The 21,380-nt window shown below is 32.5% G+C and carries 22 protein-coding genes; 3 read left to right on the plus strand and 19 right to left on the minus strand.

Annotation, left to right across the window (positions count from 1 at the left end; genetic code table 11):
- Positions 1-152: 152 nt before the first annotated feature.
- From OEA66_RS04780 to OEA66_RS04830, 11 genes are all read right to left on the minus strand, one after another.
- A complete protein-coding gene (locus tag OEA66_RS04780; RefSeq protein WP_267280309.1) occupies positions 153-1,109 on the minus strand; it encodes a T9SS type A sorting domain-containing protein in 957 nt (318 codons plus the stop codon).
- Between the two features lie 135 nt (positions 1,110-1,244).
- Positions 1,245-2,579: a trigger factor gene (locus tag OEA66_RS04785; RefSeq protein WP_267280310.1), complete on the minus strand. Its 1,335-nt coding sequence runs from the start codon at positions 2,577-2,579 to the stop codon at positions 1,245-1,247.
- 140 nt (positions 2,580-2,719) lie between these two features.
- Positions 2,720-3,280 carry a hypothetical protein gene (locus tag OEA66_RS04790; RefSeq protein WP_267280311.1) on the minus strand — a complete coding sequence of 187 codons (561 nt, stop codon included), beginning with the start codon at positions 3,278-3,280 and terminating at the stop codon, positions 2,720-2,722.
- Positions 3,281-3,309: 29 nt separating this feature from the next.
- Positions 3,310-5,694, minus strand: a complete 2,385-nt coding sequence (locus OEA66_RS04795; protein ID WP_267280312.1) for a TonB-dependent receptor — start codon at positions 5,692-5,694, stop codon at positions 3,310-3,312.
- A 438-nt stretch (positions 5,695-6,132) separates the two neighbouring features.
- Positions 6,133-6,489 carry a hypothetical protein gene (locus OEA66_RS04800; RefSeq protein WP_267280313.1) on the minus strand — a complete coding sequence of 119 codons (357 nt, stop codon included), beginning with the start codon at positions 6,487-6,489 and terminating at the stop codon, positions 6,133-6,135.
- Between the two features lie 298 nt (positions 6,490-6,787).
- Complete coding sequence (locus OEA66_RS04805; protein ID WP_267280314.1) at positions 6,788-8,725, minus strand: ABC-F family ATP-binding cassette domain-containing protein; 1,938 nt, start codon at positions 8,723-8,725, stop codon at positions 6,788-6,790.
- A 299-nt stretch (positions 8,726-9,024) separates the two neighbouring features.
- Positions 9,025-9,696, minus strand: coding sequence for a response regulator transcription factor (locus OEA66_RS04810; protein WP_267280315.1), 672 nt, complete (start codon positions 9,694-9,696; stop codon positions 9,025-9,027).
- Positions 9,696-10,403 carry a sensor histidine kinase gene (locus tag OEA66_RS04815; protein ID WP_267280316.1) on the minus strand — a complete coding sequence of 236 codons (708 nt, stop codon included), beginning with the start codon at positions 10,401-10,403 and terminating at the stop codon, positions 9,696-9,698. The genes OEA66_RS04810 and OEA66_RS04815 overlap by 1 nt, the downstream gene beginning before the upstream one ends.
- 38 nt (positions 10,404-10,441) lie before the next feature.
- The gene (locus tag OEA66_RS04820) at positions 10,442-10,918 is read right to left on the minus strand and encodes a hypothetical protein (protein WP_267280317.1); all 477 of its coding nucleotides are present in this window, start codon (positions 10,916-10,918) and stop codon (positions 10,442-10,444) included.
- Positions 10,919-11,080: 162 nt separating this feature from the next.
- Entirely contained in the window at positions 11,081-11,815 is a 735-nt protein-coding gene (locus OEA66_RS04825; RefSeq protein ID WP_267280318.1) for a hypothetical protein, read from the minus strand.
- Positions 11,816-11,899: 84 nt separating this feature from the next.
- A complete protein-coding gene (locus OEA66_RS04830; protein WP_267280319.1) occupies positions 11,900-12,517 on the minus strand; it encodes a DUF5715 family protein in 618 nt (205 codons plus the stop codon).
- Positions 12,518-12,755: 238 nt separating this feature from the next.
- On the opposite strand from OEA66_RS04830, the gene aqpZ reads away from it, so the two are divergent.
- The gene (gene aqpZ / locus OEA66_RS04835; protein WP_267280320.1) at positions 12,756-13,469 is read left to right on the plus strand and encodes an aquaporin Z; all 714 of its coding nucleotides are present in this window, start codon (positions 12,756-12,758) and stop codon (positions 13,467-13,469) included.
- Positions 13,470-13,519: 50 nt separating this feature from the next.
- Here the strand turns inward: aqpZ and OEA66_RS04840 are convergent, their stop codons facing one another.
- The 5 genes from OEA66_RS04840 to OEA66_RS04860 all read right to left on the minus strand — a co-directional run bounded on the left by OEA66_RS04840 (position 13,520) and on the right by OEA66_RS04860 (position 17,264).
- Positions 13,520-14,068: a hypothetical protein gene (locus OEA66_RS04840; RefSeq protein ID WP_267280321.1), complete on the minus strand. Its 549-nt coding sequence runs from the start codon at positions 14,066-14,068 to the stop codon at positions 13,520-13,522.
- Positions 14,069-14,101: 33 nt separating this feature from the next.
- Complete coding sequence (locus tag OEA66_RS04845) at positions 14,102-15,082, minus strand: LuxE/PaaK family acyltransferase (RefSeq protein ID WP_267280322.1); 981 nt, start codon at positions 15,080-15,082, stop codon at positions 14,102-14,104.
- 197 nt (positions 15,083-15,279) lie between these two features.
- The gene (locus OEA66_RS04850; RefSeq protein ID WP_267280323.1) at positions 15,280-16,056 is read right to left on the minus strand and encodes a UDP-2,3-diacylglucosamine diphosphatase; all 777 of its coding nucleotides are present in this window, start codon (positions 16,054-16,056) and stop codon (positions 15,280-15,282) included.
- Positions 16,057-16,082: 26 nt separating this feature from the next.
- Positions 16,083-16,529 carry a 6-carboxytetrahydropterin synthase QueD gene (queD, locus tag OEA66_RS04855; protein ID WP_267280324.1) on the minus strand — a complete coding sequence of 149 codons (447 nt, stop codon included), beginning with the start codon at positions 16,527-16,529 and terminating at the stop codon, positions 16,083-16,085.
- Between the two features lie 66 nt (positions 16,530-16,595).
- Positions 16,596-17,264 carry a YIP1 family protein gene (locus OEA66_RS04860; RefSeq protein ID WP_267280325.1) on the minus strand — a complete coding sequence of 223 codons (669 nt, stop codon included), beginning with the start codon at positions 17,262-17,264 and terminating at the stop codon, positions 16,596-16,598.
- 147 nt (positions 17,265-17,411) lie between these two features.
- Between OEA66_RS04860 and OEA66_RS04865 the strand changes: the two genes are divergently transcribed.
- Positions 17,412-17,909: a TlpA family protein disulfide reductase gene (locus tag OEA66_RS04865; protein ID WP_267280326.1), complete on the plus strand. Its 498-nt coding sequence runs from the start codon at positions 17,412-17,414 to the stop codon at positions 17,907-17,909.
- On the opposite strand, the gene OEA66_RS04870 is transcribed toward OEA66_RS04865, so the two are convergent.
- Complete coding sequence (locus tag OEA66_RS04870; protein WP_267280327.1) at positions 17,910-18,293, minus strand: acyl-CoA thioesterase; 384 nt, start codon at positions 18,291-18,293, stop codon at positions 17,910-17,912.
- A 76-nt stretch (positions 18,294-18,369) separates the two neighbouring features.
- On the opposite strand from OEA66_RS04870, the gene OEA66_RS04875 reads away from it, so the two are divergent.
- On the plus strand, positions 18,370-19,023 hold the full coding sequence (locus OEA66_RS04875) for a ComF family protein (protein WP_267280328.1): 654 nt from the start codon (positions 18,370-18,372) through the stop codon (positions 19,021-19,023).
- Between the two features lie 26 nt (positions 19,024-19,049).
- On the opposite strand, the gene upp is transcribed toward OEA66_RS04875, so the two are convergent.
- Both upp and der read right to left on the minus strand, forming a co-directional pair.
- Positions 19,050-19,700, minus strand: coding sequence for a uracil phosphoribosyltransferase (gene upp, locus OEA66_RS04880; protein ID WP_267280329.1), 651 nt, complete (start codon positions 19,698-19,700; stop codon positions 19,050-19,052).
- Positions 19,701-19,886: 186 nt separating this feature from the next.
- Entirely contained in the window at positions 19,887-21,197 is a 1,311-nt protein-coding gene (gene der / locus OEA66_RS04885) for a ribosome biogenesis GTPase Der (protein WP_267280330.1), read from the minus strand.
- Positions 21,198-21,380: the final 183 nt, after the last annotated feature.

Raw genomic sequence — 21,380 nt, forward strand, 5'->3', positions numbered from 1 at the left:
GCATTTCGGTTCCGTTATTAAATTAAAGCGTTAAAGATAATCATATTGTACGACATAGATTCATCAACAGACCAAAACCGACCATTTGAGCATATTAATACCCTTTTAAATTTATATAAATACATCTCATTTTAAACAATCTGAATTTTATTTTAGTCTTTAACAAATCTTGCAGAAGTCGAATTTCCTTCTTTATCAATCATCTGCAAAATATAAGCTCCTTTTTGTAATGAAGAAGTATTTAATTGAGGAGTTTTTGTGCTATTTTTTTGTGACAATATTTTCTGACCTGCAAAATTAAATACATTAAACTCTGTTATATCTTTTGCTGATTTTACATATAGAGTATCTTTTACCGGATTCGGGTAGACAGAAAAACCATCATCAATTGTCACTGATTTTACGCCGAGTGCATCAAGAGAGTTAATCTTTATGTAAGTAAAGTTACCATTTGTTACCGACCCTGATGCTTGCCAACATGCAGAAAAAAGAGTACCATATCCCGCCGAAGTATTGGTGCTTGTAACCGCATGTGTAGAAAGAGAGCTTGAGTTGCTTCCTGTATGACGTATTTCTATAATGAGATTTCCGCCACTGTAAAGATATGGAGTATCAAACAAAATATTATAACTAAACGCATTAGGATCTCCTCCCGAAGTTAAAGAGCCAGCTGGAATAATCAGAGCACCCGTTCTTACCATTGTTTGAGCTCCCGTAATATTTGCTGCAAAATCTAATTGTCGGTTTGCAGGATCTACTCCGTTACTTAAATATATCTGATAACTGCTGAATGTAGCATCTGTTGCAGGCCAAGGTGCAGATGCAGAAGCTAAAAGCCTGAATGAAATAGAATTGAGATATTTACCAACCAAAGGAGTAAGCTGAGTATCATCAATCAGCATCTGATAAGTTCTTGCGGAATTTGCTAAAGGACTCAAAAAACTTCCGGAAACATTACTATCCGGAATTATTTTAGATGTTTGCGCTTTCAAATTTGCAAATCCTGCTATCATTGCTATGAATAGAAATGCCAATGAAAGTTTCATTTTCATGTCGTGTAAAACTAAATCTGAATTTTCAGATTTTTTAAAGAATAGAGTTGTTTTCATATTATAGAATTTTTAACATTCAGGAAGTTACAATATTTTTTCTATAATAAAAACGTAAAAATACACCTCATAAAGCAAACAAAAGCAAAAACCTCCGAAGAATCGGAGGTTTTCAAATATTTATTTTAAAATAAATTATTTTTTAAGTTCTTCTAAAAACTCGTCGTGAGAGATTTCAGTTTCCTTTTTAGTTGCTTTCTCAAGGATAACATCTTTCAACTTAGCCATTGCTACTTCAGAAGAAATTTGTCTTACCTGCTCTTGGTCTTTCAACATTTCAGCAGCATATTTTTGAACTTCTTCGTCACCTAAATGATGAATTCCATAGATTGCCAATTGGTTTCTTACTAACTGTTCAGCTTGTGCCAAAACATCAGCATATTCTAATTGAATATCATTTTCGCTCATCAATTTACCTTCGATAATCTGATATTTCAATTGGTTTTTCTCAGCCTCAAGAATTTCTTTAGCCTGCTCTTCAGACTGAATATTCTGGTTTGAGAATACTAACCATTTTACCAAGAATTCTTCAGGAAGTTTTACTTCTTCTTTTTCAGAAACCTGCTCCAACACTTTGTTTACAAAGTGTACGTCTGCATTTTGCTGGAAGTACTCGTCTAATTCAGTTTTCACTTTATCTTTAAGCTCTTCTTCAGTTTTAATGGTATCTGCACCGTAAACTTTATCGAATAATTCCCGATTAAGTTCTGCTAAGTTTAAGCTATAGAAATCTTTTACTTTAACCTCAACTTCAGCGTGGTGTAAATGCTCAACTTCTTCTTTAGCGAAACCTAATTCTTTAGCCAAATCTTCGTCAGAAGCAAGAGTTTCTTTAGAAACTTTCACAGACTCATCCATTTTCAAACCTTTAAGTAATTTGAAAGCTGCTTTGTTTTCAGCAGTAATGGTAGCGATTTTTGGAGCGTGGTTGTGCTCACCTTCAGCATCATCTTCTACAACTTGAGTAATTTCGAAGTTGATGTAAGAATCTTTAGTGATTTTGTCTTGCGGAACCTGCTCAGCAAAACGCTTCTGCATATTTTCTATGCTTTTGTTGATTTCTTTATCTGAAGCAGAAACTTTGTAGTGTGCAGCTTCATATTTAGAAAGATCGATAGAGAATTCCGGCTCGAAACCTACTTCGAAAGCTACTTCCAATTTCTCTGCGTTATGATTAAAATCATTTACAGGCTGTGGAACCGGCTGACCAACTAATCTTAGTTTGTTTTCGTTGATATAGTTATTTAAAGCATCAGAAACTTGTTTGTTGATTTCTTCGAATGCAATCCCTGCTTCATATTGCTTTCTAACCATACTCAAAGGCACTTTTCCTTTTCTGAAACCAGGAACCTGTGCGTTTTTAGCATAATTAATCAATTGCTTTTCTACTTTTTCTTTGTAGTCAGATTTCTCCAATGTTACTGTAAGCAATGCACTTACATCATCATGGTTTTTTGCGGTAACCTTCATTATTGATTAAAATTTTAGGTTGCAAAAATATGAATTTTTTATTAAATCAAGACATTCCTTTTGTTATAATACGTTAAAATAAAAAAGGCATTACCGAAATAATGCCTTTTTGTAATATTAAAAATTTGTTTGACTAAATCTTAATGTGCGTCAACCGTAATATCTACATCAGTTTCGCCTCCTGTAGTCTGCCCTAATTGATTGGCTGCAGAAGGATAATTTTGATTAACAGTTGTAGGCCCATGAATCAATTTGATATTCATTTTTCCTATTGTCTGAGTTGAATTAATTTTCCATTCAGTTCTTAAGCCTAATTTTTGTCCGTCTGTTCTTACAATATCATTTGTAGCTCTCATCACAACAATATCTGCATTTGCAGGACCGAAAGTAATGAAATGATGGTCTTTTTCTTCTTCAATTTCGTCTGAAGAATGATAATGATCGTCATGCTTAATCTGGAAATCCAATTCTGCCAAATAAGTATCACCTTGGTGTAAATGCAAGTGTGCATCAGCAACACCAGAAATTACGTTCACAGTCTGAACATCTGCAGCATCGTTTTTATTCGTTAATTTTAAAACCACTTTCCCGATTTCGTCATGCTCGTGAACATCTTCAGGAACTGCGTCATCATCATTTCTACAAGAGAAAATAAAAAGTGCAGCAAAAAGGACTAATGTAATATTGATAAATTTTTTCATTTTAATTTTAAATTTTAAGTTGTAAATAATTAGAAATTGTATTTTAGAGTTACCACGAAATTTCTTCCAGGCTCGTACATGTAATATCTGAGTCTGTTCAGATATTCGCGATACTCTACATTAAATAGGTTATTGATTCTGAAATTCAAATTCAGATTTTTAAATAAGTCTGCTCCCACAGAAGCATTGAATAATGTAAACTCAGCAGGCGTAGAACTAAAATCAACGATTTCATTTCTTTCCACTCCGTCTTTGATGAATGTTACAGGCAAGTTTCTTATCGGAAAACGGTTTTGTTTAAATGTATTTTCATTTTCCAGAGTAACATAGAAATTCTTAGGTTTATTAAGATTGAGCTCGACTGAATTTCTCAATTTTGCAGGCATCATTAAAATCAGTGGTTCATTATTCGAAAGATCGTCACCTTTCAAAATACTGAATCCTGATTTCCATTTTAAATTATCTAGAATTGATAATTCTGCATCAGCATCCAAACCATAAATTCTCGCTTTAACCTGTTGATAAGTCCAAACCGGGAAAACGCCTCTATTCGTATTCAAAACACTCGTCGGAATCTGATTCACGAAATTATCCGAAATCATCAAATAAGGACTAGCTTCGATATGAAGACCTTTTAAAATATCAAACTGTCCTGCCAAAGAAAGATTAACATTATAAACCGTTTCTTTTTTAATGCTCAAATTGCCTTCTTCCATCACAGCAGCAGAATGATGCAATCCATCTGAAAATAATTCAGCTGCGTTCGGACTTCTGTCGGCTCTTGAAAGATTTAATTTAAACTCAAAATTCTGACTTGGTTTATAATCTAAACCGACATTCGCCGAAAAATTATGATAATCTAAAATTGGTCTGGTCAAAGTTCTGCTTCCTGATTCGCTCACAAAAAATTGAGGGAACAGTTCTGCATAATTTGCATTCCATTTATCAGAATCATAATATTTATAGGCATCATATCTGCTGAAATCATATCTCACAGCAGCTTCTGCATTTAATTTTGAATTAAAACGGTATTTAAAAACCGAAAAAGCTCCTGCATCGTATCGGTAATAATCCGGAATCAAACGTCTCGCTTTTGTCGCCGGATCGGGAAAGTTATCCTGAAAACCTCCTGAAATTCCACTTTCCAAACTCCAATTTGTACGTTCAAGTAAATGAACTAAACTTGCAGAATGAGTAATTAATCTTAAATCCATGGAAGGCAATTCGCTCAATTCTCCCTTTCTGATATCATATTCCTGTCTTCTGTTTAATTGAAAACTATATTGAAAAGTCAGTTTACCAAAATCAGCAAAGCGTTTATACGCTGAAAGTTTTGCAATATGATGTTCTACTTTTTGTTTTGGGTTGTCGATATCGTATGTAAACTGATCCAGATAGAAAGGCTGCCCAAAATTTACCGCATTGTAAAAATCTTCGGGACTCGACAAGTGTGCACCTTTGTAAATCCCAAATTCTTGGTTGATTCCGCTGTATGAAACATCAAAACCTTGTAGAAAGCTATGCTTTCCGAAAGAGAAATTGAATGAATTAAATTCCTGACCTGTATTCTGCAACGTATGATGCGGAACATACTGATCTCCAGTTTTTCTATAACTTCCGCCTGTTTTTACAAACCATTGGTTTTCCCAAGTTTTAGCAACATTTGCAGCAATTTCACCTCCTCTTCCATTAGAAATTCCTGACAGTTTCAGGCTTCCCATGATGGTATCTTTTTTGGGTAAAATAGCAGGTTCCAAAACGACAACTCCGCCCACTCCTTCATTTCCGTACTTCAAAGCGGATGCACCTTTGATGACATCGATGTGTTCAAAATCGTTTACATCAACATTTGGAGCGTGCTCAACTCCCCATTCCTGCTCTGCCATTTTCACTCCATTATTTAGAATAGAAATTCGGCTTCCGTACAACCCTCTGATTACAGGTTTTGAAATATTATTTCCCGTTTTCAGGGCGGTAACTCCCGAAATTTTTGATAATAAATTCCCTAAATTTTCCGTAGAATTTCTCTCAATTTCAGTTTTATTAAGCGTGCTCATTATCACAGAACCTTTTGTTTTATGGCTTCCGTGAATGGTAACAGCTTCGATATCGCCGATATGATGTTCTAAAGTAATGGCTAAATGCAAATCTCTGTCGACTCCTACATTTTCAGTATAATCATCGCACAGAGGGTGTTTTGCAATGAGCTGATATTTTCCTGCAGGAATATTATTAAATGAAAACTTACCTTTTTTATCAGTTTTAGAAGTAAAATCACCAATTTTCACCACCGCATTTTCAAGCATGGTCTTATCGTGAAAATCCTGAACAGTTCCTTCAACCGTATAAGTTTTCTGTGCGTTTGTAATTGCAAATCCGCAAAGGATCAACAATAAACTATATATCAATTTCATTGTAAATAGATAGATTTCGTAAGTTTCAGATCACTCATTATAATAAATGAATAACATGAAAATACATTTCGTTAAAATTTTGAATTGGATTTTTAAATGTAAAATAGAAAGTCTTCTACTTCATTGCTTTCTTTAAGATGTACTTTTGCCTTGAAGCAAAAAGTACCAAAAATTCAAGACTAGAATCTTCCGCTAAAAATTTAAATTAAATCCTAAAATCCCCAAAAATCGTTCGCATTTAGAATTACTGTTTCGAAGCACAAATTATGGTTCACTCAAACAGTGGGAATTTTTTAACTGATTGAATTTCAATTTTCTTAACGCTTTAGCTTCTTAAGTCAAAGAAATATGAGTAACCAATATAAAATTACTATACTTAACGACATTTAAATCTTAAAAAATTTAAAGCAAAAAAAAATCCGAAAAAGAATCTATTGATTATGAAATTGCGGGAGGTCCCCGAAGTTGAAAAGAAAATTTAGTTTGTGACCAGATTTTTTCCTGTACAGCAAAAACCTGCTCTACCTCATGAGTATGTTTGATCAAAGTGAAACTAAATTCGTCAGGTAATAAAGTATTTCCTGTTGTTAAGAAATGACAAGCCAAACAATCGCCTGCTTTTTCTTTTGCATCAGTTTTTGAAATATTATTCTCAGATTTTTTAAGATTAAAACCTACAAAAACATCTGCAGAATCATGACTGTGAAAGCTTGAAGAAAACAACGCAAAGAAGTAAATCCCAAGCATCAGCTTTGAGATAAAACTCTTTAGTTGTCGGCTTTCCTTGAAAATCATGGGACAAAATTATAAAAAATTATTGAAAGAGGTTTCAATAAACATTAATTTTTGAACAATAATGGATTATCTATAGAGGAAAACGTCAATTTAGTTTAATAAAAATTAATTATTTTCCGAAGTTTCGCTCCTACGGAGCTCAAATTCTATGCTATTAATTATGCTACAAAGGTTTTGCACCTCGGAGCAAATATTCATCATGAGATTTTCTGATTAAGAAAACTTCTTTTAAGTACATCACATATCTCACAAAAAAAGATGAACCAAGTCCATCTTTTCAATATTTTAAATTTAGAAATTAATCTAATTGGGTTCCTAAATGTTCCCATTCCTGCAAAGCAAGATCAAGTTCTTCTTTGGTTTTGTTGTATTTTTCCAGAGTTTCTTCTGAAGGATTATCTTTTGTGAAAGATACTTCAAAATTTTCGATGGCAGTTTCCAGTTCAGAAATTTTTTCTTCTACTTTTTTTAGTTTATTCTGAATGCTTTTCTGCTCCTTACTAACGATGGTAGTTGATTGTTGGTTGACAGTTGTTGGTTTATCTTCAACTTTTTTAGCCTTTACCTCAACCTTAGCTTCTTCTCCATGTAGTTTTGCTTTTTCAGCTGAAATTTCACGAATGCTTTCTTTTTGTCTGAAATCAAGATATTCGTTGATGTCGCCTAAGAATTCTTTCATTTTACCATCACGGAATTCGTAGATTTTATCACTCAATCCCTGTAAAAATTCTCTGTCGTGAGAAATTACAATTAATGTACCTTCAAACCTCTGCAAAGCCAATTTAATAATCTCTTTAGACTGAATATCCAAGTGATTGGTAGGCTCATCCATGATCAAAACATTGAATGGACGCAAAAGCAATTTACAAAGCGCCAAACGGTTTCTTTCACCTCCGGAAAGTACTTTTGTCTTCTTATTTACCGCTTCACCCTGAAACAGGAAAGATCCTAATAAATCACGAACTCGAGGTCTCGTTTCTTCAGTTGCAGCGTCTTCTGCTTCTTCCTGAACAGTTTTATTTGGAGTCAAAACTTCCTCTTGATTTTGAGCGAAATAACCAATATTGACGTTGTGTCCTAAATTCCAGTTTCCTGAAAATTCTTTGATATCACCGGCAAGAATTTTGGCTAAAGTCGTTTTCCCTTGTCCGTTTTGTCCGAGAAGAGCAATTCTATCACCTCTTTGAACGATAAAATCTACATCATCAAAAATCTGTTTTTTTCCGTAAGCTTTACCTAATTTTTCAGCTTCAAAAATAACTTTTCCGGGAACTACAGACTGAACGAAACGGATATTGAATTTTGAAACATCATCATTATCAACTTCAATACGCTCAATTTTATCTAATTTTTTGATTAAAGACTGGGCAAAAGAAGCTTTTGTCGCACTCGCACGGAATTTATTGATGTTATCTTCCATCTGCTTGATTTCCGCATCCTGATTCTTTTTAGCCTGAATCAGTTTTTCACGGCGATCTTCGCGCATGATCAAATACTTAGAATAATTAGCTTTATAGTCGTCTACTTTTCTGTTGTTTACATCAAAAGTTCGGTTACAGACAGCAGTCATAAACTGTTTATCGTGACTTACCAAAAGAATTCCTCCGGGATAATCTTTCAAAAAGTTTTCCAGCCAAATAATCGATTCCATATCCAAGTGATTGGTAGGCTCATCGAGAAGCATCAAATCATTTTTCTGAAGAAGCAATTTTGCCAATTCGATTCTCATTCTCCACCCCCCAGAAAATTCGTCGGTGATTTTTTGAAAATCGTCAGCTTTAAAACCCAGACCAAACAAAACTTTTTCGATATCACCTTCAAGATTATAGGCATCGTGATGCATCAAAAGATCATTCAAATCAGTCATTCTGTTGATCAAATCTGTGTAAGCATCACTTTCGTAATCGGTTCTTACCGTTAATTGATGATTTATTTCTTCCAATTCATCTTTCCAAGCATTGATTTGCTCAAAAGCCTGCATGGTTTCGTTCCAAACGGTTCTTCCTTTCACAAAATCAAGATCTTGTTTTAGGAATCCGATGGTAATATTTCCTTCAGGAACAACGTTTCCTTCATAGAAAGTGATTTCTCCGGAAAGCATTTTCAGAAGCGTAGATTTCCCCGCTCCGTTTTTACCAACCAAACCAATTTTATCATCTTTTTTAATAGTAAAATTTACGTTTTGAAATAAATAATTACCCGAATGATGTAATCCTAAACCCTGAACCGAAAGCATTTGAAATGAATATTAAAAGTGAATAATGAATGTGAATCTTTTTCGGGTGCAAAAATACGGAAAAGAAATGAATGACAGGAAAATAAAAAAGAGCCGTCTAAATGACAGCTCCCCGCTAAATTTTAAAAAGAACGTTTGCCTAGAATATAATTTCTGAAATTAAGCAGGAATTTTCAATCATCAGTAATTTCATGTAGTTGCTCTAAATGAACATGACAAAGTAACGACCGAAAATTGTAAATAGTATACGTAGAAATACGCAAATAAAAAATTCCGTATTTCTACGGAATCAATTTCTTTTAAGCGGGAGCATAAATATTATTAACGATGGCATAAATTACGATTCCAACCGTATTTTTTGCTCCAATTTTTTCAATGGCTCGTTGTCGATGACTTTCTACCGTTCGCGGACTGATAAAGAGTTTTTCGGCAATTTCATTATTGGTTAATTCCTGACAAATTAATTTCACAACATCTCTTTCTCTTTCTGAAAGATCGTCTTCCATATCAAAGAGTGATTTTTTTTTTGAAGAATTATTCATGTAGGAAAGAAGCATTTCGTGATCTTCGTTGGTGAAGAAAATTCCGTTCTCATGAACTTTTGTAATGGCTTCTATAAAAAGTTTTTTGTTGGAATTTTTCGGTAGAAACGCAGAAACGCCCAATTTCACCATATACCCCAAAACAGATGTTTTGTAATGTGAAGAAAGAATAATGATTTTTAAATCCGGATATTTATCTTTTAAAATCCCGACTAATTCGAAACCATTCATTGGTTGCATCTGTACATCAACTAATGCAATATCGGGAAATTTATCGCTGTTAATTGTTTCTAGATTTTCGAGAAAAACATTTCCGTCATTTGCCATCATCGTCACCGAAAAGTTTTTTTCTTTAGACAAAAGCATTTTTACACCTTCAAGAATCAACTGCTCATCATCTACTAAGGCAATTTTAATTTGCTCACTCATTATTTTTTCTGAATTTTAAAAATTAATCGACTTCCTTTATTGAGGATGCTTTTCCATTTAAATTTTGCGTCCATCGATTTCATTCTGGATTCTATATTTTTGATACCCATTCCTTTTTTAACTTTTTCGTAATCAAAACCTTGTCCGTTATCAAAGATAACAATTCCGGTAAAATTTTGAAAATCTTTAATTATGATATCAATCTTTTCTGCTGTAGAATGTTTGATAACATTAGTTGTAAACTCCTGAATAATACGATAAATCTGAACTTCTACAAATAAATCTCTTTGAGCATACTTTGAAGACACATGCAATGAAATATTAATTCTTGCCGATAAATTGGTAATTAATTCTTCAATATATAAAATCAAACCTAATTTCTCTAAATTCACAGGATATAAGGAATGAGAAATACTTCTTGTACTGTCAATCAATTCAGAAATTTGATTAGAAATAACTTCTGAAGTAGATTCATCTTCAATATCCAAATTATTTAGCCACAAAGAAAGGATATTCAATCGATTTCCGATGTCATCATGTACTGAAACGGCAATTCTTTTTCGTTCTTCTTCCTGAACTTTGGTATTTTCTAAAACCAACTGTTTCTGATGCTGAATTTCAGCCCTGCTTTGTACATCTTTTTCTCTAACAATACGATCGATAAACGTTTTGTAGAGCACTAAAATAAAGAATACAATAATCGCCAATGTGACGATTATTAAAACTAGCAGGTTGATATTTAGAGTTACTTCTTTAATTTTAAAAAGGTATAAATAAATGAACTATATAAAATACTTGACAAAACTGTATTGACTCCTAAAACCATATAAAAATTATTTTCTGAAAGATTTTGAAGCTGTTGAAAAATAATGAAAACAAATACCGAAACAGAATAATAAAAGAAAATACAAGCATCAATTAAAGTAAATCTACTTACATTCTTACTGCTCTGAATCCGCTGAATCAATGTAAATCCGGCAAGGCAAATAATGATAATATTCGATCCCACTTTCACCTCATCAAAATTAAATGCAATATTGGGAATATTACTGATAATTAAAAACAACAGGGCAACAAAAGAAGTTATTCCAAATAAATACTTTGGCAAATCAAGTTTTTTAATAAATAAACTTGTAAGAAGTAAAAATTCTCCAGCTATGTAATACGGATAAATGAACGAAGTATCTTGTAATTCGATTACATAAGCAAAAAAAAGACTCATTAGTTCGATAAGAAAAAGAAAAACAATATAATATGCATATTGTTTTTCCTTTTTATTTAGAATGGTATATTTCCAAAATATGAGGAAAACTATTATTAAAAGTAATCCGTAATTGAGAAACAAAAATGTTTTATAGAAATTTACCATTAATAATCTAAATTTCTATTCAAATCCATCAGGGATTTTGCAAACAGGAGGACATGGCTTTGCATAGTCAAAAGTATTTGAAATTGTTTCTGTACTTCCTCCTAAATTTTTAACAAAAGAAATGAAAATCAGCGCAGGAAGCTGCTTTTGATAAATTTCAGAATATTTTAATCCAAATGAACAAACGAAGCTTACTTCCACTTCAGATTTGGTGATTTTATCAAATGGAACATAAAATTTATTGAAAATACTTTTTCCTCCATTTTGTTTGTATTCAGCATAAAACCAATCCTGTCCGTTACTTTGCCAAGATTCGATAGAATCAACCGCTTTGTCCTGCTCCATGATTGGTTTGCTAGCAACCGGCATAAACATATCAGAATCATTATCTATTTTGCGCATATCCTTCGACAAAACAGCATTCTTCACAACCGTATAAGTCTGAATTTCTGTAAGTTTTAAGTCTTGCTCTAAAGGCTCGAAAACAGAATAAGGAACTTCTCCTACAGTCATTTTATTTCCTTTTTCGTCAAGTGGACAAAGCATGATGTTTAATCGACCTTCAATAACGCCAACTTCTGCACAAAACTCTTTGTTTGCGTTTGATTTTTTAAGCCAATCAACTTGCTCAGGTGTAATGTTGAAAATATAATTTTCCGGGAAAAGATTTTCAAGGCTTCGTAAATCGGTCTTGGAGGTCATCCATCCTTCTACCGCTGTTGTGTACTGATCTCTGTTTAAATTCTGCATTAATAAAGGTTTTTTAATTTTAAGCGATAAAATTATCGAATCCAGCGAAGCTACACAAACATCTGTTTAATAAATAAGAATAATTTAATAATTCCTCACCGTCACATGAAAACAACTTTGCTGTCTTTCTTTAATATAATAAATTCTACCTGCATCAGCGTAATATTTCAAAACCTTTTCCAAAGCTACTTCCATTTTTGGATTATTTTTTAAAACTCCGTTAAAACGGACGTAAGAAATATCGAAAGAATTGCCATAATTGTGCGAACTAATCCCTAAACTTGCATTAGAATTCACTTTTCTCAATCTGCATTGATCTTCAAGCGTTCTCGTAATCGAAGAAACCGTAAAAGTGTGACCTTTGGTTTCTTTGCTAAATTTTGAACCAATTTTCTCTAAAGTAGATTTTGCTTTTGAAACTAAATATGCTCTGCTGTAATCTAATTTTTGAACCTTAAATCCTTTTCCTGATTTTTTAACCGTGTGAAACTTCCCTTTATTAATGTACTTCTGAACCTGCGAAGTATTTTTCAGAATGTTCACATTAAAACTTTTTGATGCATCCAAATGAGGTTTGTAAAGCGCAGTTGGTTCAACCTTCAAAACCTCTGTTAAATCATAACAAGGAAGAGATTTCATCGACTTCTGACTGTAAAAAGAATGTGAAAAAACAATAGGAATTATAAACAAGTACTTTTTCATGAAAGGCTATTTAGAATTTGAAAACAGACAAATTTTGATATTCTTACGCTCAAAGATATTAATTTAATGTAACGCCATAATAATTTACGATTAAAAACACACCTATAAATTGTGTTAAATTATTAAATTATAATTAAAATAAATAATAAAAATGCATTTTATAAATATTAAAAATATATAAATAATAAATTATTAATTTTTGTACATTAGCTTCCTAATTTAAAAAATACATTAAAAGATGATTTCAAAAACTTCAAAATTCGTAGCAGAAATGTTCGGAACAATGGTATTGGTTCTAATGGGTTGCGGAAGCGCAGTAATTGCAGGCGCAGATGGAACTACAGGTGTAGGACTTTTAGGAATTTCATTTGCATTCGGCTTAAGCGTCGTAGCAATGGCTTACGCAATTGGTCACATTTCAGGATGCCACATTAATCCCGCAATTTCTATCGCAATGGTTGCAGCCGGAAGAATGAAAATGGACGAGGCAATTCGTTACGTTATCGCTCAAATCCTAGGAGCCATCATCGGAGCCGGAATTCTTTATCTTATTTTCACCAATCATCCCGGTGCAGAAATGAAACCTTGGGCTTTAGGATCAAACGGTTGGGGAACAGGATATTTAGATGCTTACAACATGACCGCAGCTTTCGTAGCAGAATTTGTTTTCACATTCATCTTTTTGATGGTGATTTTAGGATCAACCTCTACTAAAAACATCAACGGTGGATTTGCTGGTTTAGCAATAGGACTGGCTTTAGTTTTAATACATATTGTGGGAATTAAAATTACAGGAGTTTCTGTAAACCCGGCAAGAAGTATCGGCCCGGCAATTTTCGCAGGCGGAGAAGCACTTTCCCAACTATGGTTATTTATTGCAGCACCAGTTTTAGGAGGAGTTTTTGCAGCCTTCACTTATAATTTATTAATTGAAAAACCTGAAGCAAAATAATTAAAGCTTTATATAAAAAATAAATCCTGTCTTTTATCGGACAGGATTTTCTATTTTATTTTCTTAATATCAAAAGGATTTTTAAAGATGAGTTCTTCGTGTTTTCCCTTGACTTCCATTTTCTTGTATAAAAGATTGAGCGCCATTTTTCTTATAAATAAATCTTTATCGGTTAATTTCCAATAAGAATCTTCGTGTACTTTTTTAGGTTTTCTGATTAAATAAAACTCAGTTTCCCAAGAATCTACATTATGATAAAATTCGATAATTCCGCAATGTTCAGGAATTACAGAATGTTCAATCATTCCCATTGGCAATAAAAAACTGAAAGAATTGCAAATATAATCTCCACAACAAATTTTATCGTGCTTTAGAAATTTTTCACCTGTAGAAATATTGACGTAAGACTTTTTAAAATCATTTTTAAAATCGCTTTTGGAAAGTTTGATTTCAATTTCATGACTGAAACCATCTGAATTGATAATTAAAATATCTGCCTCCCAATCTGCCTGAAAATGATTGGTCAGCACAATCTCCTTCTCAAAATCACATTGAGAATGAATGTAGGAATGAACAAGTTCTTCTATTTTCACTTTCATAAAATCCTGAATTTTGAATTTTAGAATTTTAGATTAAGAAACCAAAAGACTGCACCCACGAATATCAGAATGATCAATCCTTCCCAAAACCTGAAATTTGTCGCCCATTGTTTTTCCCAAATCCTGCGTCGCAATAAAACTACAAGAATGAATATTCGCCAAATCGATAATATTAATCGCTCCGGTTCTACCCTCTCTTTCATAATTAAAAGGATCTTCAGTATTTCTCACCAAAACCCGCATCCAATTTGGACATTGATAAATATTTTCACCTAAAGAATATGCCTGAGAAAGCAATTCCGTCATGGAATATTCAGAATAAATTTTATGGGTTTTAAATCCATTCTGCAAAATTTTCAACAATTCATCTTTGGTCATCTCTTCTTTTCTACCTTTCATTCCACCGGTTTCAATAACCGTTAAATTCAATGATTGAGAAATTGAAAGAGTGAGAGATTCTAAAGTATCTAAGAAGTCTAAAAGTGCAAAAGATACTCCGAAAAGAATGACTTTTTTATCTTTTAATTCATTTAAAAGTATAAATAAATCTTCATGATTGTAAAGAAAATATCCATTTTCAAGTTTGCCGGATTTTTTCATTAAGTAATCAACCATGTAAATCAGCGACGAATTTTGTTTCTCAAGATAGCTTGGTAACAAACCTAAGAAAATAAAATCTTCCGGCTTTCCGACAAACTGTTCGAAGCTTTTGTAAATACTTTCCTGATAAATATTCTCGTCTGCAATAAAATGTTTAGACAAATTCATCTGCGTTGTTCCCGAACTCTGAAAAAACAAATCTGTCGAAATATTTTTATTTAAAATCTGATGATTTTTAAACATTTCAATCGGCAAAAAAGGAATTTTTGCCAACGCATCTATATTTTGAGGATTAATATTCAGATAATCGACAAACTTTCTATAAATCTCAATATTTTCATATTGAAAACGGAAAGTTTCGAGACAAGCTTTTAAAAAATCTTCTTCGGTTTGTATGTCAAAAATATTTTTCAATGTAATTTTCAGATTAAATGCAAAGCTTATTGATTCAAAATGAATCTTTTATAGATTAAAGCTTACTAATTCACAATTAATTTATTTAAAACAGCTTATTTTGGTTAGGTTTTTGTAACATGAACTGCGGAATATGGATTAGTAATAAAGGCTGTAGAACCTTTATTCGAGAATTACCTCTTTTGGGGTAATTTTTTTTATTCCTGTTTTTCAAAAGTTTTCAACTCAAAATAATGCTCAAAAACGCCGTAGGTAAAATAGGAAATCCAGTCTCCTAAATTGATATATTTTGAACTTTTTCCAAGGTCTAAAACCATCGGCAAATGTCTGTGACCGTAAATAAAGTAATCGATTTTCTCGGTTTCCAGTTTCTTTTTAGAATAGATAATCAAAAACTCTTTGTCTTCACCTAAAAACTCTTTGTCTTCATCTCCCGAAATCATTTTATTTTTCTGAGACATATACAACGCTATTTTCATGGCAATATCTGGATGAAGCCATTTAAAAAACCATTGTGCAACAGGATTTGTAAAAACTTTTTTCATTCTTTTATACCCTTTATCTCCGGGTCCTAATCCGTCACCATGAGCTAAAAGAAACTGTTTTCCTGCGATTTCGAAATATTGCTTTTTATAAAAAACGGTACATCCAATTTCTTCTTCCAAATAATCTTTCATCCACAAATCGTGGTTTCCTACAAAAAAATAAACCTGAACTCCGTGATCTTTTAATTCGGCAATTTTACCAAGAACACGTACGTAACCTTTTGGAATTACGTGATTCCATTCATGCCAAAAATCAAATAAATCACCCATCAAAAACAAAACCTGAGCATCATTTTTAATTTCATTCATCCAACGGATAAATTTCTGCTCACGAATTTTACTCTGTTTCGGATCTGGTGCACCAAAATGCTGATCTGAAGCAAAATAAACTTTTTTTCCAGGTTCTAAATTAATGGTCGTCTTTAGCACTTATTACGTTTTAAATTCAGCAAAATTTATTGATTATCTTCCGCAAACCATTCTCCGTAAGAGTTTTCGGTTTCGTGAAGTTTTAAATATGCTAAAGAAATTCCTTCCGGAAGTTTTGTTTTTATTTTCGCTGCAATCGCATACAACATATTTTCGCAAGTTGGCTGAAAGTTGCAGTAAATTACTTTCTGACCTTTATTTTCAAGCTCTTCACCCATTTCTCTGTGCGGAGAAACACCATTTATTAAAACTGAATGATCCCAAACATCAACGATTTCTTCTTTTACAATGGTTTTAATATCACCAAAATCTACCACCATACCATTTTTAGGATTATCAAGATCATTAATTGGCTTTCCTTTTACAGTCACGAAAAGTTTGTAAGAATGTCCATGCATATTTTTACATTTTCCGTCATAATTGTACAAAACATGAGCAGTTTCGAATGTAAAAATTTTTGTAATACGTATCATGGTGCAAAGATAAGGAAATTCAATACGTAAACGAATGACCTTTGCCTTACTTTAATTTTGATTTAACTAAAAAATCATTGCCAATGAAGCGATCAGTACAATAGGAACGACAATAAATAAAACCGGTAAAATAAGATTTAAAATAGCTTTTCCTATCGAAAATTTCTGAACTTCCGAAAGTCCGATTACCATAAAAACCAAAGTTGCTAGTGATAATAGATTTTCTATGACGAATGAAATCCAGAAAATGACGTTTATGAGCATACTTTTTTCCAAATAACCTGCAAAATCTGTAAAATAATCAACACCGTAAACAGCGATCTGCAAAAACAGGAAAAACAGACCTAAAATTGATGGAATCACTGAATAAGCCATCATTCTGAAAATGGAAGATGTATTTCCGACACCATTCAGCCATTTTCCGGACCAGCTTAATAGTGCCGCATAAATGTAATAGGAAATCCAACCTAATGCTCCACCAAGAATAACGCATCCGAAAACAATTAAAAACAGTGATGAGTGATCACCTATATTTTTAGAACTGGAACGCTGAAAAGCACTCGCTACACCCGCAAGAAACATAAGTAAGTACAAATATTTTTCGTATCGGGTATCGTTTATAAATTTAAAAACTCTTCGAGGTTCTGTCCAGATTTTTGTGAAAATATCTTTGTCTGACAGTGCATCATATTTTTCAAATTCGTCAAAACGAGCTTCAGCAATTTTTGTTTCCATGGAGTTTTTATTGAACCACGAAAATAATGATATTTATGAAAAATTAAAGTTTAAATCATCACCTTCTTTAATTTTCTAAATAAAATTCATTTGAATAATTAAAATTTGTGCTTAAAAATAAGATTTAACTAAATACGTTATCAAAATATGAAAGCTATAACCTTACTCTTAATAACAATAAGTTTATTTATTGCGGCTCAACAAAGAGCATTAACAACAAATCCTTCTCTCGAAAACAAAATAGGAAAACATTTCCCGATTGAAAACTACAAAAATAAGGATGGGAAAAATTTCACATCCGATTATTTAAAAGATAAGCCGACTTTCATCAATTTTTGGTCTACAACTTGTGAACCTTGCATTGAAGAACTTCCTTATTTAAATAAATTAAGAGATAAATTTGAAAATAAAGTTAAGTTTATAGCAATTACTCACGACAATAAAGAGAAAGTTGACAAATTTCTGATCAAACATGAATTAAATTTTCAACATATCACAGATTCTTTAAAAGAACTGCAATCATATTTCAAGCTCATTCGAAATCCAATGACATTTATTATTGATAAAAATGGTAACATCCAGGAAATTACAGGAACTATCGATGAATCTAAGTTTGATAGGATTGTGAAAGTCTTAAGCGAATAATCAAATTTTATTTAACCAATCTTCATCCAACCTTTGAATTTTCTGTGTTTCTTTATTGATAAAAACCCAAAGCGTCAAAGAATCAACAACCAGTTGATCATTGCAATAAAACTCAACTTTTCTCGGCTGACGAATTCCTTCGGGAGATTTTGGGTAGGTTTTTATGGTAATTAAATCATTCAAATAAACCTGCTTTTTGTATTGGATATGATGATCGAGAAGCATCCAGATATCATTTGGGAAACCTAATTTATCTTTTACAGAATTCCAATGTTCGCCCGCAATTTCTTCCACCCATTTTACATATTGAACATTATTAACATGATTGTTCCCGTCGATATGCTCTTCCGTTATCAGTATCTGCTTTTCAAATATTAAACCCATATTCAAAGATAGGATTTTCAATCTGAAGTTATTTCTTTGAATAATTTTGATTAAATTAGTTTCACAAAACACACAAATGATTTTAGATATTTTCTTCCCGAATCGCTGTATTCATTGCAATAAAATAATTGATGGCAATTCGTTGGTTTGTAATCTTTGTTTTGAGCAAATTCATTTTACCCATTTCAATTTTTTTGAGAATAATTACATTAAAGAAAAGTGTAAATTACTTTTTCCTATTGAGAATGCTTTTTCTCTCATGCAGTTTGAAAAAGAAAGTTTGAGCCGAAAAATTATTCACGAATTAAAGTATAAAAGCCGTGAAAAAGTAGGAAAAGTTTTAGCTGAATGGACGACTGATCATTTAGATTTTAAAAATGAAAAGCCCGATTTATTGGTTTCCGTTCCTTTACATTCTAAAAAACTGAAAGAAAGAGGTTACAATCAACTTCATTTGTTTACAGAAACTCTATCGAAGTTTTATGAAATTCCTTTCAGTCATGATTTAATGAAGAGAAATCACTATTCAAAAGCTCAGGCTTTGAAAGACAAGGAACATCGTTTAGCTACAGAAAACACATTTTCAATTACAAAAAAAATTTCAGGAAAACATATCTTGATGATTGATGATGTTTTTACAACAGGAAACACAATTTCTTCGATTGCCTGGGAAATTTTGAAAGCAGGAGATAATAAAGTGAGCGTTTTGGTGATGGCGATGGATGAGTAATTATAAGTAATTGGTAATAAGTAATTTTACCTCTGCAGTTTTTCACCGTAGCTCAAATCTCCCGCATCTCCCAATCCTGGTGTGATATAACCTTTTGAAGTTAAATTTTCATCGATTGCTCCAACCCACAACTTTGCATTTGGATAAGCTTTTTCAATCGTTTCAACTCCTTGCCTAGAAGCAATTGCAGCAACAATATGAAGTTGAGTCGGCGTTCCGTTGGTTAACAAATCTTTGATTGCCTCAATTAAAGAAGCTCCGGTTGCCAACATTGGATCTGCAACAATTAAAGGTCTTCCATCGATATTTGGACACGTTAAATAATCTTGTTTTATAGAAAAATAATCGTTTGCATCGTGTTTTCTGTAAGCAGCAACGAAACCACAATCTGCTTTATCCAAATAATTTAAAATTCCTTCAAATAAAGGAACTCCGGCTCTCAAAATGGTTGTAATAACAGGCTGAACAGCAATTTCTTTAGCCTTGATTGTATCTAAAGGAGTCTGAATTTCAATTTCTTTTTGCTCTAAATCTTTACTGATTTCAAAAGCAGCAATCTCACCGATTCTTTCCATATTTCTACGGAATCTCATTCGATCATGTTGAATTTCTATATTCCTCAATTCGTTAATCCAAGTATTAACCAAAGAAAATTGTTGTGAAAGTATTACCGTCATGATTATTAAAAGTTTTGAGACTAAATTTAATTATTAAATACTAAGTTTTGGCTAAAGCCAAATTGATTTATTTCTTATCAAAAACGGGTTAAAGCCTGTTCCTATTGATTAAAACAATTAGATTAAAAGCAAAATTATGAAATAAAAAATAAAAATCCCTCTTAGAAATCTAAAAGGGATGGTAAATTATTTCTGTCTGAAATATACTTCGATAGGAACTCCTGTGAAACCGAATTCTTTTCTCAGTTGATTTTCAGCAAATCTTTTGTAAGGTTCTTTTACGTATTGGGGCAAGTTACAGAAGAATACAAATTGTGGCGAAGGCGTTGGAAGCTGTACGCAATATTTGATTTTTATAAACTTCCCTTTGTTTGCAGGTGGCGGCGTTCTTTCGAAGATCGGAAGCATGATTTCGTTTAGTTTAGAAGTTTTGATTTTCTTCTTCCGGTCTTCATAAACAGTCATTGCCATTTCAACGGTTTTCAAAATTCTTTGCTTCGTTAAAGCCGAAACAAACAAAATTGGAATATCGCTGAACTGTCCTATTTTATCTCTGATTGATTTTTCAAAATCTCTTACAGTATTGGTATTTTTATCTTCTACCAAATCCCATTTGTTGACCACAATTACAATACCTTTTCTGTTTTTCTGAGCCAAACCGAAAATATTCATATCCTGAGATTCCCATCCTAAAGTCGCATCAACCATAATGATCACAACATCAGAATATTCAATTGAACGAATAGAACGCATTACAGAATAGAATTCCAAATCTTCATTTACTTTAGATTTTCTTCTCATTCCTGCAGTATCAACCAAAACAAACTCGTGCCCGAATTTATTATATAAAGTTTGAATACTGTCTCTCGTCGTTCCTGCAACATCTGTTACAATATTTCTTTCCGCATCAAGCAAAGCATTAGTCATCGTAGATTTTCCTACGTTTGGACGACCTGCAATGGTAATTTTTGGCAATCCTTCGAATGGATCTTTATAATCAGTCGTTGGAAAATCTCTTACGATATCATCTAAGATTTCTCCAGTTCCAGAACCGGTTGCAGAAGAAATAGTGTAGTATTTTTCGATTCCTAACTGATAGAATTCTGTTGCATCGATTTCTTCTTTAGCAGAATCAACTTTATTAATAACAATGTAAGTCGGTTTGTTTGACCTTCTCAACATTTCATGAATTTCATAATCTGTATCGGTAAGACCTTCTTCTACATTCAGCATAAAAATAATTGAAGTAGCTTCGTCAATCGCCAACTGAACCTGTTTTGAAATTTCTCCCTGGAAAACATCGTCATTATTTACATCATAACCTCCTGTATCGATAACGGTGAATTCTACACCATTCCAATCAGATTTTCCGTAATGACGGTCTCTGGTTACCCCTGCAGTAGAGTCTACAATAGCCTCTCTTCTTTCTAATAAACGATTAAATAACGTGGATTTTCCTACGTTGGGACGCCCAACAATAGCAACAATATTTGACATAAAAAATGTTTAATAATCCTTCGACAAAGCGATAGGACAAGATTATCAATGAGTTACTCCAACTTTTGGAGCTCAATTTTTTGCAAAGATAGGCCTTTATTTTTTAGCATTTAAAAATGATTGGTTTAAATCACTAATTTACAAATCGATACTGCTTAGTTTTTCTTATATTTAAAGTTTAGG

It is taken from the genome of Chryseobacterium luquanense (genome assembly GCF_026460945.1).
Taxonomy (GTDB): Bacteria; Bacteroidota; Bacteroidia; order Flavobacteriales; family Weeksellaceae; genus Chryseobacterium; species Chryseobacterium luquanense.